We start from the raw sequence: 13,931 nt of genomic DNA on the forward strand, positions 1-13,931 counted from the left end.
TTAGATGGCGAAAGGGTACTGGGTTGTTTTCGCGGACGTTACTGATCCTGAAGGCTACAAAGGTTACATGGCAGCGAATGCGAAGGCGCTTTCCAAGTACGGTGGGCGCTTCCTCGCGCGCGGCGGTAAAGTCGAGCCGAAAGAAGGTAAACCTAGGTCGCGCGTTGTGGTCGTCGAATTCCCAACCTACAGCGCAGCATTGGAGTGCTACAGATCGCCTGAATACGTAACAGCGATGAAGGAACGCGAAGGCCGTTCGGTTTGGGACATGGCGATTACCGAGGGGTATGAAGGCCCGCAGCCCACATAGCGCTTAGGAGACCGCCTTCGAGTTGCCTTGATCACTTTTTTGTCGAGCCCCAGTGTCAGCTGATGGCACTTTTCGAACATGATGGACCCGCCCGATGATGTCTGTTCTTGAAGGTCAAGCGGACTGCCGAGTTGAACGCCCGGACTTCCGAATTTGACCCCGAACGGACATTGACCAATCCTTCACGAGCCATGCTCAAAAGTGTCCGCAGCCCTGCTGGATGCACGGGAGGTGCGCTCTTTACAGGGCACGGCGGAAGGTCCTATGGTCGCCACGACATGATCCACGTTCTCGACATCGATCCGCGCATTGCGCGGCATTGCTTGCACGCTGGACGGCTCCAAGCAGGAGCTTAGCCGGACGGTAGTTGTGCCGTCCGGATACCCCTTCCTTCATCAGCTAGATTTGGTGTGTGGCTTTTCCGCGAGGGAAGCCAAACAAGGAGGCATGTCGTGAACAACCCCTTTTTCCCGGACGTCACTCTTCCGGCGTCTGACCATCGCCGCTTGGAACGGCTCGCGCAGGTGGGCGCAGATCAAGGCGACGTGGACGCACGTTTTCTGTTGAGTGAGATCAACCGTGCCGAAGTCGTCCCTGATCGCGCAGCCAGATTGGACAGCATCGTCACCATGGGTTCGTGGGTGACGTTCTGGATCACCTGGGGCTTCCCCCGCGAGACGAGGCAACTGGTGTACCCTGAAGACTACACGTCCGAGCGAACCCAAATTCCCGTGATGTCACCGTTGGGCGCAGCGTTGGTGGGGCTGAAGGTCGGAAGCGAAATCCCCTTCTTCACCGCTGGGCGCACCAACGTCGTCAAGATCGAACGCGTCGATCGAGGTGATCCGAATGATGTTGTCAGGGTTCTGTTTAGCAATCCGATGGTCAAGGGCAAGAAGCTCTTTGATGACGATGATCCGGGACCATCAGCCGCTTAGGAAAGGAGAGAAGGTAATGAGCAAGACCAATCGCAAGCCCGAAATCGTGTTGCCGCCCATCACCGTGACAGAGGATGAGGCGAGGCGTCTCAACGCTCTGGCCAGTTCGAGCGCGGTGCTCTTCCCGCGTGTTGCCCATTTCCTTGCACAGGAGATGGAGCGTGCAAGGATCGTGGCGGACAATTCCGATCTACGCGGCGTGGTCCGCATGGGCTCGCAGGTCCGGTACTGCGATGACAAGACCGGTGATGTCCGGGACGTGGTGTTGGTGTATCCGCACGAAGCGGACATAACGCTAAAGCGCGTCTCGGTTCTAACGCCGGTCGGAGCTGCGTTGATCGGCCTGTCGGCTGGTCAGGCCATCGAGTTTCAAACGCCGGGCCACAACAAGCGGTCCTTGACGGTCCTAGGCGTGTCCAACTGAAGGGAGGCGTTACCTTCTTCAACGCTTGACTGTCCAACCTCTAACGTGGCCGTGCCCCTCTCGGTCTACGATCGAGCTGGGGCACCTCCACTACTGCGGGGACTGCTCAACCGCGCGGATGCGTCATCTAATGAACCAGCATGACTGCACGGTCGTAGTCCGCGAAGTCCACTGACCATTCGCCGACGAGGTTGATCGAATGGTGGTTGTTGCTGCACTGCATGAGTCCGGTTGTGGCACGAAACGTACATGCCGCAGTAGTCGCCGCATGTCCGCGATCAGGGGTGAAACGGACCCTTTGGCTGCATCACGGAATCGACGCGAATGACCCGCAGCTGACATTGGCTGACTGCTAACGCTCTCTCTGCAAGCGGGATAGCGGTCGGTCGGGCCGAAACGCCCTCATATAGCATCGTCCGATTCAACTCCTGAGACGCGCCACCGCGCGAGATCGGGCATATTGATCGAGATGATCTCCTCGACTTCGAGACGCATGGTATCGTGGCATTCGCACGCTGCCGCCGCCAGCCGCAATCGGTCGACCTCGATTCGGCCTCGTTGAACAGATCTAATCGCCCCACGCGCGCGCAGATTGCGCACCAAGAGCGTCACCGTCGTTCGCCGTACACCGAGTATTTGCGAAAGCGCCTGCTGGGTGAGCGGGAGTATGTCGTGGTCGATGCGATCGCGAAGCTGGAGTAGCCAGCGAGCCATGCGAGCTTCGACCGGGTGCAGCGCATTGCAGGCCGAGCCGAGCTGGAACTGTATCAGCATCGCCCTGACGTGATTCTGGACCAAGTTCCGGATCGCCGGACTGCGGTTGAAAGCGGCGTGAAATCGCGACGCAGAGATCCGCGCGGCGGTGCCCGCCGCATGGACGACTGCGGTAGCGGCCGACGGTGACGGCCCGAGCACCGAGAGCATACCTACGGCCCCCTCGCGTCCGACTGCGGCTGTGGCAACCGTCTGCCCGTCCGCCATGTCGATCATCAGCGAGATAGCCCCGCCATGAGGGAAGAAGACATACTCTATCGGCTCACCCGCGCGCGAAAGGACCGCGTCCTGATCGAGCGCGACCATCGCTAGCTCGGGCCTCAGAAAATCGAGGTCCGTCGCCGGCAGCGCTGCAAGAAGGCTGTTAGAAATTCCGCCGGGAGCCGTCACCGCGGCGAACCAGCGGTGAGGCATCCGCAGCCTGCTCCATTTGGAGCGTTACACGACATCGCGGAGAGCCTAAAGAGCGCGTGCAATTAATGCCGCCACCCGCCTCTGGAAGCTACCGATCTGTCTGAACGCATCCTGCCGCTCTGATCCCTCAGGAAGGCGTTGCGCGGCTTCCCATAAGCTCGCTAACAACCTCTTCATGTCTTTCAATTCATCGGCCTCGGACATTCCAACTGTGTGTCGGCTCAAGGTTAAATCCTCATTGTACGAACGGACAAATATGAGTGCGGGCGGCGGCCGCGCGGCGAGTAAAAGAAGAGAGTAAGTGCAAATAGTAGTATCGATGAAGTTGCCGCGCGGAAGGACTGACGCAGCAAAAGGTCCTCTCTTCACAAACGTCGCGTAGCACCGATAGCTATCTCGCACTTATGTTGAATATGACGATCAGCCACCGGTTGCGGCATACATCCAAGGGAGTTCCGTGCGTCATTGGGAATAGCTGTCCTTTATGACGCGTTCCGCCAAAAACCGAGGGCCCCTATGAAAGAGACGCAACTCAATCCGCAAGTCGCTGATCTCGCGCCTGCCGGCCCAACGCCTACCGCATGCGACGAGGATCATGTCGCCACCTACGTTTGCCTGATTTGATGTTGGTGCGGAAGGTGCCTAGGTAACGCTAGTGGGACAGCGCGTGCTCACGATTTTCCGCTGCACCATGCGTTCTTAGTTACCTGTAAGAACGCCATCAATCCGCGCGTCACGAATGGCGTGATAACCGTTGCGGCTGGAATGCGTTCCCCGCGCTGGTTCGTCTGGTTCTGGCCCTTTTCCTCATCTGGGATTTCGGGAGTCGCCTTTCTCGAGTGGCTGACGACAGGACAGCTTCGCGTCTGGTCCTTCTTCGGAAATCTCGATCACTACGTGATCTTTTCGCAGAAGCCGGTTTTCTTCGTGTTTGAGTTTGTCACGATGTCGGTCATGATGGGGGCTACACTGATCGCCATCGTGGTCTTAAATGTCGAGGACTGAGCAGGCAGCCTTGGCGCAACGCTACTAATGCGATGTCTCCTGTTGGCAGATAGTGTTGCAAAACCCCGGTTGAGACGACTCGCGAACCGTAATTCCGTGAGCTTGAGACGGCATTTGCGAGGGCGGCGGATGTTAGGGCGGCAGGAGAGTGGTCAGGGCCAGTTTTTTTTGCTCCTTTGATCTCGACAAGGTCGTGCCGCCGGATCAGCTGGTACGGCAAATCGATGGCTTGCTTGATCTGAGTTGGGTGCATAACGAGCTGGCGCCGTTCTACTCGCACACTGGCCAGCCTTCGATTGATCCGGTGCTGATGATCCGGATGCTGATCGTCGGCTACGTATTTGCGCTCCGTTCGGAACGGCGGCTCTGCGCTGAGGTCCAGGTCAACCTGGCCTACAGGTGGTTTTGCAAGCTCGGGATCGAAGACAAGATCCCTGATCATTCGGTGTTCTGCCGGGCGCGGCGCGAACGCTTCCGTGAGAGCGATGCCTTGCGCCGGGTATTCGAGGGCGTGGTGGCAATGTGCATTTCGACGGGGCTCGTCGGAGGCGAAGCGTTCTCGATCGACGCGAGCCTGATCAAGGCGGATGTGGACAAGATGAAGCGGCTCCCCGGCGACCAGCCGATCGCATGGCCCAAGGCGGAAGAGGCCTCCAATGCGGTTCGCGAGTACATCGCTGCCCTAGATGCAAGTGGCGATGAGCGCGGTGGTGAACACGGCGGCGGTTCAAATGAAGGCGGCCATCGACGCAAGCCTCCCAAAGAAGTCTCGCTCACCGATCCGCAAGCAACATGGGTAACCAGGCCGGGCGTGGACCCATTCTTTGCTTATGATGCGAACTATCTGATCGACAACAAGGCCGGGATCATCCTCGATGCGGTAGGCACGCGCGCGAACCAGGCAGTGGAGATTGCTGTCACCCAGACCATGGTGGACCGTGTTGAACGTCGCTTCGATCTGCCGACCCAAAGGCTCGCAGGTGACACGGCTTACGGCGCGGTCAGGCTGCTCAAATGGCTGGTGGATCGCAACATCACGCCGCACGTTCCGGTGGCCGCGACGCAATGACTCAATTGTGATCAGCTGCTCATTTTCCACGCCGCCAATTGACGCCTTAGCCGACTGTGCTCGCTTCACCGCTAGACTCCGAATCTGGGGGTAGGAGTTCGAATCTCTTCGGGCGCGCCATTCAAATCAAAGTACTTAGAGAAGAATACCGTTTGAGTCCGGGAGATTAAAACGGTTTTTCAAACGGCGCGGAATTTTCCTTGACCGTGCTCAGTGGGAAGATTGCGCGACCAGTCGTCGACGTCACCAGTGACAATCCTAGGAAATTTCGCTGTCTCCCTGAGACTTTCACCCGGAGAAGGGGTCGTCAGCCCCAGTGGGAGCCAAGCCCTGGGGCAGCTCGCTGCCATCGTGGGGACTCCCGGCCTTCAGCGGCGCCGATCAGGCAATGAATGGCCACTTACCATTCGGGCCGGTTCTGCTCGGCCACTGGCGGCTTCGTGATGGCAGCATCCTTCAAGATGACGAGGGATCGTCCCCGAGGAAGCGGAATCAGATCGTCAAACGGGGTGGCCAGGGCAATAAAATACTCGGCAATATTTTTGTGTTTTCCGGCCCGCACAGCCTATTCCTAGTGGCTTGCCAACTCGTTCACGTTTTGTACTATAGCCGCATCATGAAAAGCGATCGTGAAATAGAGATCCTGTTCAGGCGGCTTCGCCTCTACGACCAGCTTGAGCGCAGGGCGGAAGGGCTCGTCCGCACAATTCAGAGGGTAATAAAGGAGCGCTATGGGCCTAGATCACTTCCGTTCCAAAATCGAGCACATGCGCATCCAAGTCGGAAAACAGCGTAGGGAAATCCTCCAGCTTCAGCGCGCCGGCATATCGACTGCATCGGCGGAGCTTTTGCTGCAGCGGATGCTGGCAAAGATCGATGGCCTTTGTGACGAGCGGGACCGACTAAAGAAGGAGGACGGGAGTCCAATGAAAGGGCGCGTGTTGGGCGGCCGGAGCTGGTGATGACAGAGCCCTTGAAATAGTACGACGAGAAGGCCAACAACTCGCCATGGATTAACGCGCTTGCCGAAGTGCGGCAGCGGGCAACAGGAGAAGGCTACTGCTACCAACACGTCCAAGCGATCACAGTGGCGATCAATCAATACGCTGAAAAGGCGCTGGGCAACCGGGACTATTTCCTCAACAAGCCATACAGCATTGGTGGTGGCAGGAGCGATCACGTCCCCTGATTGTTCGAGATTTCTGAGAACTGCGCAAGAATGCCCGCTTTCCCGGCGGGCTTTTTTGTGAGTTGAGTTATTGCCAAAGCGTATTCAGATGCCGGGCTTCATTAAGCCCCAGCTTGCGACGCTGAGGTCGAAGGCGCCGAACGGCGACCGGTGGCTCCATGAAATCAAGTTTGACGGCTACCGCGTGCAGGTTCACGTAAATAGCGGACGGAAGAAGGTATACACCCGCACCGGGCTGGACTGGACCAAACGGTTCTCTGTCATTGCTGGCGCCTTCGATATTCCGGGTCAAGCCATCGTCGATGGTGAGGTGGTCGTCGTCCATGAGGGTCGCACGAACTTCTCGGAACTGCAGGCAGAGCTAGCCGCGGGCAGACAGGATCGACTGGTCTTTTATGCGTTCGACCTCCTCTGGCGCGATGGAGATCTCCGCAAGTTGCCGCAGATCGAACGCAAGAAACTCCTGTTAGACTTGCTTGGTGAAAACGACATCGGACTTCCGGTCCTGTTTTCCGAACATCTCGTGGGCGACGGGCAGAAAATGTTCGAGCACGCTGCGAAGCTCAATTGGGAAGGCATCATCTCAAAGCGTGCCGATGCTCCTTACCGGTCGGAGCGGGGCGAAGCATGGGTGAAGGTCAAGACCGTCCAGCGGGAGAAGTTTCCCGTCGTCGGTTTTGTCAAAGACCCATCAGGCGTTGCCGCGTTGTATCTCGGCAAGCAGGAAGGCAAGGAGCTGCGCTACATCGGGAAGGTGGGCACGGGCTGGTCCCGCACCGTCTCAAGCCAAATCAGGAAACAGCTCGATACGGTAGTCAGCCCGAAGTCCAAACTCACCAAGCCAATCAGGAAGCCGAAGGCCACATGGGTTGAGCCAACCTTCGTCGCTGACGTCGAATATCGCGACATCACCTCTGAAGGTCTTTTGCGTGCGAGTTCGTTTAAGGGGCTGTTTCGGAAATAGGAGTCACAGCAAACAAAGCCCCCAGCCGGAGGGCGCGAATGGGCTAGGACGAGCCCCATGGCGACCCCGGTGCTAAAACTTGGGTCTGCTCTATTTGGCCAAGGACAAGCTAATCCGCGTGACGGTAGCATCCCATTGGCGTTCCTCCGCCGCTGGATAATTGATTAGGACGCAGTTCATGAAGCGGGTCGCGCGGTTGCACCGATTGTACCAAGTATAGCCGTCCCGAACGCCGGAAACGGCGAAAAACTTAGGAGTCACTCTTCTGTATTGTATATCGGCTGGCGGTCGCATCTTTTCCAGAAAAGCGGCAGGGGAAACGTTATCGGGATTAGGAAACGACTTGATCGTGAGGTTGGCCCGGTAATCCTTCGTAAAAAGATGACGCTCAAGTGCTCCCTCCTCTGTTGCGCCCCTGTCCTCCTCGAAAATCGATATTGGAACATCGACGCTCAGTCCGGTGGCGGGAATTGCGTACCTTCGCCATTCCAAGCTAGCCGCAGTAGCCTCCGCTAAGGCCATAAAGCTGAGAAGAACAATAGCAGCGAGCCGCCGACCTGAGCACATGGTCGAGATGATCCTTCATCCTTAACTCAAGCACCAGCCGCCCGCGTCGCGCGGTTCTAAACGACTGGCAAATTGGTCAACGATCTGAAGGCGTTCACGTTCCTCGCTCGCGCACTCGGCATCCCTGCGGCAAGGCGGCTGGAGGATGACCATGCCGGGTTGGCATGACACCGCCGCGCTGATCTCGATGGCCATCGCAGTCGGTGTTCTGATCGGCGCGTTGATTGCTGAAGTTGCACTTTGGATTAAGGATTGACCAGAATGTCAAATTACTTTCGAGGCATTCGATCGTGATCGGGACGGGCGCGAGTCATATTGGCACTTGCTGCAAGACGTCCCCGATCGGGCCGGGAGGAACGAAGACCGGCGGCTGGAACGGTGCCTCGTGAATCGCCAGCAAACCGAGAACCGATACTGCGGCCAGCGTGAAGATGAACAGCGCAGCTATCTGTGGTCGCGGTCTTTCCAGATGCACGACGGAAATTGCCAATTGGGTGACGAGCGCAAGCATCAGGACCGCTGCCCACTTCGACACAGCGGTGCGATCATCGCTGAGCTCGACGCGGTCTTCGTGAGCATTCCGTATCCTCAGCACCATGTCCAGCAGCGCCTTTCGGACATCGGCGTCCTTCGAGACGCCGGTCTGCGCCACTTCTCGCAGCAGGGCGTTCATCGCCGCATCTGTCGTTGCGGACCTCTGCTGCTGCGCCAGTCGAGGCCACTCGTCTTCGACAACGGCGGTCACATAAGCGCGAATCGCAGAGCGCAAGCGACTGTTATCGGCTCCGCTTGCGGCACTTAGGCTGTAAAGTGCGACAAGCGTGTTGCTTTCGATGCGGACGATACGATCGGCCTGCTTGTTGCGATCCCATATGTCGTTCGACAGGAACGCGAGCAGCAGTCCGAAGATGATAGCAGTCGACCCAAAGAACGGGGCAACCACCCCTTTGAAGCTCTGGATGCGTCCGCTGAGCGGTGACCGGAAAGTCAGCCATACCATCAGGGCTGCCGTCGCGAGGTAGAACGCGAACAGGCTCAGGAAGAGCACGGCGACAGGAAGTGCGAGCCACGCTATGAACCAGCTTTGCATCACGGCTCCTGGGAACGCTTGCCCCTTAGCACACTAGCGCGTCGGCGGCTTACAGCAATTGCCCAGCGAAGCGCTCTCGATTGCTTTCGTCACCACGAGACCGGCAAGCTCTGCGCCGTTCTTGATTGGTGGTAATAGAATAGAGATTGCACATGCCAAAGCCGTAGTGGGATCACGCCGCTGAATGCCGCTAATCCTAGTGGCGTTGCGTTCGGTCGCAAGGGCCGCTGTAATCTTGACCATGAGCAACAAGTCTCGAGAGGTAATCTGGGGAGGTCAAATCTTGGGCGCTGACATCCGCGCCAAGAGTGCCAGGGAAGCTGCAAAGGCCGCCCGTGAGCTGATCGTGCCGAGGCTCACGCGTGGTCGCTGCGGATGGAAGGCTATGGTGGTCCAGCCCAGCCGTCCCCAACGATAGGCCAATGCCTGAACGGCGGTTACGGCTGGCTGGAGATCGAGTGTTGTCGATGCAAGACACGAGCAAGCCTGCCGCTGGAAGCAATCCGCAGGGCGCGTGATACGCCGATCTGGAAGCTAGAACCGTCCTTCCGATGCCGGTCCTGCGGCACACGCCGCTACAAGCCGCCTGTCCGCATGATCAAGTTGACAGAGCAGCGGGAAATTACGCCGTATAAATGGGTCCATCCTGATGAGGAGTCGGTAAGGCCAATCCTCTATATGTCCTTTAATGACCCTGGCTGTGTGAAAACGCGGTGCTGCTGTTATGATTCTCCCGTGATTCTAGGGGGGATCGATGAGGCGCTTCGTTGAGGAGGTCGATCGTGGGCAATGGACGCTACTGCCCGAGTGCCTCGATGATTTCATTGACGAGGGCAACCCCGTCCGCGTCATCGACGTGTTTGTCGGTGCGCTCGATTTGGCTGAGATGAACTTTGAAGGCGTGGAGCCGGCGGCAACTGGTCGGCCCTCGTACCATCCCTCGGTTCTGCTTAAGCTTTACATTTACGGCTACCTAAACCAGGTGCAGTCGAGCCGCCGGCTCGAACGAGAAGCCGGACGCAATGTCGAGGTGATGTGGCTGCTGGGCCGGCTCGCTCCCGATCACAAGACGATCGCGGACTTCCGGAAGGATAACGGCTTGGCGCTTCGCAAGGTCTGTGCGCGCTTCGTCGAACTTTGCCGCGAAATGGGGCTTCTTGCGACGGCGAGCGTCGCCATCGATGGCAGCAAGTTCAAGGCCGTGAACAATCGGGACAGGAACTTCACAAAGGCGAAGGTGCAACGGCGGCGTGCTCAGCTTGAGGAGAGCGTCGCTCGCTATCTGAGCCAGCTTGACACGGCCGATCGACAGGAGCCGAGCGAGGCGCTGGCCGCAAAGGTAACAAGGCTCACCGAGAAGCTGACGAAGCTGAAGGAGGAAATGGGCAAGCTTGCGGTTCGAGAAGCAGATGCTGGATTCGCCGGACCAGCAAATCTCCCTGACCGATCCGGACAGCCGCTCGATGGCGACGAGCGACCGCGGTTCCGGCGTTGTCGGCTACAACGTGCAGGTCGCCGTGGATACCAAGCACCACCTGATTGTGACGCATGAGGTAACGAACAGCGGTTCAGATCGGGCACAACTTGCCAATATGGGCAAGCAGGCGAAGGCTGTTCTACAGACCGAGACGCTCGAGGCCGTTGCCGATCGCGGCTACTTCAGCAGCGCGGAGATCCTCGCCTGCCACGAGGCCGGCATCACAGTAACTCTGCCCAAGCCGCAGACGTCGGGCGCCAAATCGGATGGGCGCTTCGGCAAGCAGGACTTTGTCTATTTGCCGGAGGGGGACGCCTATCGCTGTCCGGCTGGAGAGCAACTGCCATATCGTTTTACGAGCGAGGAAGATGGCAAGCGGATAAGGCGTTACTGGACCAACGCCTGCCAAAATTGTTCGCTCAAGTCCCAGTGCACGACAGGGCCAGAGCGGCGGATTCCACGATGGGAGCATGAGCACCTGCTCGATGCCGTGCAGCAGCGCCTTGATGCGAACCCGCTCGCCATGCGTCAGCGTCGCGAGACGGTCGAGCATCCGTTCGGCACGATGAAGGCCCGCATGGGAGCGACACACTTCCTCACCAAAACGCTTCCAAAAGTAGCCGCCGAGATGGCTCTCTCGGTTCTGGCCTACAATCTGACACGGGTCATGAACATCATCGGAACCAAGCGCCTAATCGCTGCAATCGCGGCCTGAGACTTCCTCTGCGCCTGGCTCTCAGAATTGACCTCCCGTAAGACCGTTTTTACACGGCCAAGACCCAAAGCCGACCTTGGCTGCCGTCGGCGCAATATTGCTAGTGCCCTCTTCGCATTTGACTAAAAGTCTAGCGTTTCGGATTTTCCCAAGCGCTACTTGAACGTGATAGACCGGCATAATGCAACGGCTTGGCAGCGTGCTGATCTCGTATACTCTTCCCATTGGCCTTTCCCTGTGGGGGGCGGCTTTGACGCCACTGTGCTGCTGTTCATCTTTGGACGCCCGGATATGGGGTTCGGCGACGCATTCTCACGGCGCTGATGTCGGCAATTATGGCTGCAGCAGTGTTCTGCTACACCGGCTCTCAACTTCTTCGAGAGTTTGGATTGCCTTCCGACACGACCATGCGTGAGCTTCACAAATTCATGGCGGGCCGCTGACTCGAAGCAGACATCGATGGCAAAGCGACCGACCATGGAAGACAGGGAAGTCAGAATTACACGCAGAACAAACACTACGATGCGCACGTTCAAGGCACTGGCGATTTTCGCTCCGCTAGGCGTATTGTGGCTAATTGCTTTCACTCAAGTATTGTTCGCCATTTTTGCGGAAAGAGTATTTTACGCCGGACGTTTTACGCCGCTTCATTCGGTTACTTACCGCGAAGAACCGACCCTGTTCGTCTTCGTTGTTGTGACATCGTTTGTGATCGTGGGTTTCTTCGGCTGGGTTATTCTGGGCCTGATCCCCAAGCAGGACCAGCAAGGTTAGAAAAGGCGCAAGTTGGTAGTGGCCGATGATCATAGCAACAATCTATCTTTGTCTTTCTGTTCTTGGGGGGATTGGTTCGCTCTATCTCACTGCCCGTGTGTTTCATTCAGCGGTCCGAGCGGGGACAGTCGAAGCGGCAGCAAGGCGGTGTATGACCGAGTGGAACATCCCGAAGCGTTCTATGGCGTGCTCATTGCGTGGGTGTTGATCGACACGATGATGATTCTATCCTCGTTTGCCTTGCTACAGATCTGGATCGAACATTTTCAAACGATGAGGGCGCTATCCCCTCATTGATTGCTGCCAGTCCTGACGACGGCTTTTGGCACCTTTGAGACATGCCATCCTATCCTGAGAATGTCCGTTCACCGGGGTAGAGCGGAAGTCGCTGTGGTCAAGTCAAAGCGACACGAATGACCCTTTGAGACGTGCCGACGGGCGCTGATGATATTTGCTAATTGGGGTGGACCGGACTTCACCATCAGGTAGTCGAACCGACGCGATTGACCCGGAAGGGGGCCAGCTTGTTCGGTCCGGCGAGCTGGTCCTAACCATTGATAGGCCGTTGCATGGCGTCGGTTGGCGACAAGAGTTAGTTCGTTGGAGGTATATTAAACGCCGACCCAAACATTGTATGCTCGAAAAAGTGGAGCGGCAATTACTTACAGTTTAAGATCGTTGGGCTGGCGAAGTAACCGGCTTTGGCGATCCGAGAGGAACCCCGGCGCGGTGCAGCGTCGGGGCTTTTCCACTCAAGCCATGGTTTAAGGCATCCTCACCTGGTCTAGAGCCCCTAGATCGCTCTGGAGCCCCTATTACTGCCGCGAGTTACATCCGGCCAGCGACCGCTGTTCGCACTCTGGCGCGCACTTCGCGCATCATCGTATCCAGCGCGTAGACAACAAAAAAAATAGCGCCCGATTACCCCGGTACTTGGCCGCTGGTCGGGTGTTCTCAAACCCGCCGATAATCGTGGCCCCGTAGCGGTCACAGACCCGCCATTCCCACTTGGTCGAGCTTCGCTTGGTAACCAACACTTCCAACACGGCCGCGCCCCGCCATCGCCAGTTGCGTAACGTCAAGATACCAACGGGCTTTAAATGTGTCGGTTCGCTTTTAGACTCTCAGATGTAGTTTGATGAAAGTGAATGTTTGAAACAGTGTTTGAAACACCGCGTCTAGCGATGTCTTAGTTTGGGGGCTTCCTCTTCTTGGCAACTGGCCGTGCTACCGGCTGCTAGTTCAGCCTGCAGTTCGAAGAAGTTCGTGTGGCCCTCGTGGACGACGACCACCTCTCCGTCGATGGGCAAGAGCTCTATTGATGCCCGAAGCGGGTCGGGAGCGTGTATGCACATCAATGATCGGTTCACGAAGCGGCGCCTGATCGTCGCGACACCTGCCTTTGCTTATAACTCTCGATCATCACAGACGTCACATCGCTAGGGTAGCAAAGCCGTGCCGCGCCGCCCGGTCGAGAATAGGCGCTCCGAGAGCCGCACGCTCCGCCGTTGCGCATGGTGTCATTCGGGCAGGCGCATGGCCTGCCGGTTGCGTGATACTGGTCTCGACTTGCCTTGACTAGGATCGCAGCGATTGCCGCGGCCGTCAGTGCGATCTCAGCCTTGCGCTGTATCTCAGGCGGTGCAGGCTTCTCGGAGGCGCGGGTGGCCGTAGGCTTCTCGGGTGCCGCCTTGGTGGGGCGTGGACCGGATTGAAAGTAGCGTTTGAGGTCGTAGCCGCTGCAATAGGAGGTGATACAGGGGCCGCGAAGGCAAGGGGTTTGGCCATGGAAGGCTGCGGCTGCGCGACTGGCGCGTTGTTAACGGGACTGCTGTGGCGGCCTACCGTGTAAGCCGCTAGTGCCGTGACACTCAGCAGAATGAGTAGCGATTTTACCCGCATACTCGCACCGCTACCTTTAGCCGGTCTTTCGAGCATTTATGGCCCGCTCAACCTTGTCGGCTAGTTGATCCAGATGCCCGTAAGCCGGTCGAACATTTCACGCTTCGCTTTGTCGGTCGCGGACAAGCGAACATTCGGCCGCGTCTTTACGCAGCTTCTCCAGATGGTTTTGATAATCGTTCATCGTCCCCTGCGTGTCTTAATTTTCCATGACGGTGTCACGGCGAGCAGGGAGCTGAGCTAACAAAATGTTTCGGCTATCCAACCAGATATGCGCGCGACATCTGGGACCGACCACCTACTCCAGATGAGTGTGCCA

Annotated in this window: 8 protein-coding genes and 3 pseudogenes; 9 read left to right on the forward strand and 2 right to left on the reverse strand. The window is 57.7% G+C overall.

What is annotated here, in order from left to right:
* The first annotated feature begins 4 nt into the window (after nucleotides 1–4).
* The 3 genes from CP49_RS24935 (at nucleotide 5) to rnk (ending at nucleotide 1,672) form a co-directional block, all read left to right on the forward strand.
* Nucleotides 5–310, forward strand: a complete 306-nt coding sequence (locus tag CP49_RS24935; protein ID WP_057852812.1) for a DUF1330 domain-containing protein — start codon at nucleotides 5–7, stop codon at nucleotides 308–310.
* A gap of 452 nt (nucleotides 311–762) precedes the next feature.
* On the forward strand, nucleotides 763–1,248 hold the full coding sequence (locus tag CP49_RS24940; protein WP_063791763.1) for a GreA/GreB family elongation factor: 486 nt from the start codon (nucleotides 763–765) through the stop codon (nucleotides 1,246–1,248).
* A 16-nt stretch (nucleotides 1,249–1,264) separates the two neighbouring features.
* Nucleotides 1,265–1,672 carry a nucleoside diphosphate kinase regulator gene (gene rnk, locus CP49_RS24945; protein ID WP_063791764.1) on the forward strand — a complete coding sequence of 136 codons (408 nt, stop codon included), beginning with the start codon at nucleotides 1,265–1,267 and terminating at the stop codon, nucleotides 1,670–1,672.
* Between the two features lie 402 nt (nucleotides 1,673–2,074).
* On the opposite strand, the gene CP49_RS24950 is transcribed toward rnk, so the two are convergent.
* Nucleotides 2,075–2,836, reverse strand: coding sequence for a Crp/Fnr family transcriptional regulator (locus CP49_RS24950; RefSeq protein WP_057852836.1), 762 nt, complete (start codon nucleotides 2,834–2,836; stop codon nucleotides 2,075–2,077).
* 789 nt (nucleotides 2,837–3,625) lie between these two features.
* Here CP49_RS24950 and CP49_RS24955 point away from each other — a divergent pair.
* From CP49_RS24955 to ligD, 3 genes and pseudogenes are all read left to right on the forward strand, one after another.
* The gene (locus CP49_RS24955; protein WP_057852814.1) at nucleotides 3,626–3,865 is read left to right on the forward strand and encodes a hypothetical protein; all 240 of its coding nucleotides are present in this window, start codon (nucleotides 3,626–3,628) and stop codon (nucleotides 3,863–3,865) included.
* A 129-nt stretch (nucleotides 3,866–3,994) separates the two neighbouring features.
* Nucleotides 3,995–4,919, forward strand: a pseudogene (locus CP49_RS24960) (transposase); the annotation flags it as partial.
* A 1,274-nt stretch (nucleotides 4,920–6,193) separates the two neighbouring features.
* Nucleotides 6,194–7,087 carry a non-homologous end-joining DNA ligase gene (ligD, locus tag CP49_RS24970; protein ID WP_420807643.1) on the forward strand — a complete coding sequence of 298 codons (894 nt, stop codon included), beginning with the start codon at nucleotides 6,194–6,196 and terminating at the stop codon, nucleotides 7,085–7,087.
* Between the two features lie 877 nt (nucleotides 7,088–7,964).
* On the opposite strand, the gene CP49_RS24980 is transcribed toward ligD, so the two are convergent.
* On the reverse strand, nucleotides 7,965–8,744 hold the full coding sequence (locus CP49_RS24980; protein WP_057852818.1) for a bestrophin-like domain: 780 nt from the start codon (nucleotides 8,742–8,744) through the stop codon (nucleotides 7,965–7,967).
* Nucleotides 8,745–8,985: 241 nt separating this feature from the next.
* Between CP49_RS24980 and CP49_RS47805 the strand changes: the two are divergent.
* The 3 genes and pseudogenes from CP49_RS47805 to CP49_RS24995 form a co-directional block, all read left to right on the forward strand.
* Nucleotides 8,986–9,401, forward strand: a pseudogene (locus CP49_RS47805) (hypothetical protein); the annotation flags it as partial.
* 97 nt (nucleotides 9,402–9,498) lie between these two features.
* Nucleotides 9,499–10,936 (forward strand): annotated as a pseudogene (locus CP49_RS24990) (IS1182 family transposase).
* A gap of 459 nt (nucleotides 10,937–11,395) precedes the next feature.
* Nucleotides 11,396–11,710, forward strand: coding sequence for a hypothetical protein (locus CP49_RS24995; protein ID WP_156438637.1), 315 nt, complete (start codon nucleotides 11,396–11,398; stop codon nucleotides 11,708–11,710).
* Nucleotides 11,711–13,931: the final 2,221 nt, after the last annotated feature.

It is taken from the genome of Bradyrhizobium valentinum, assembly GCF_001440405.1.
Taxonomy (GTDB): Bacteria; Pseudomonadota; Alphaproteobacteria; order Rhizobiales; family Xanthobacteraceae; genus Bradyrhizobium; species Bradyrhizobium valentinum.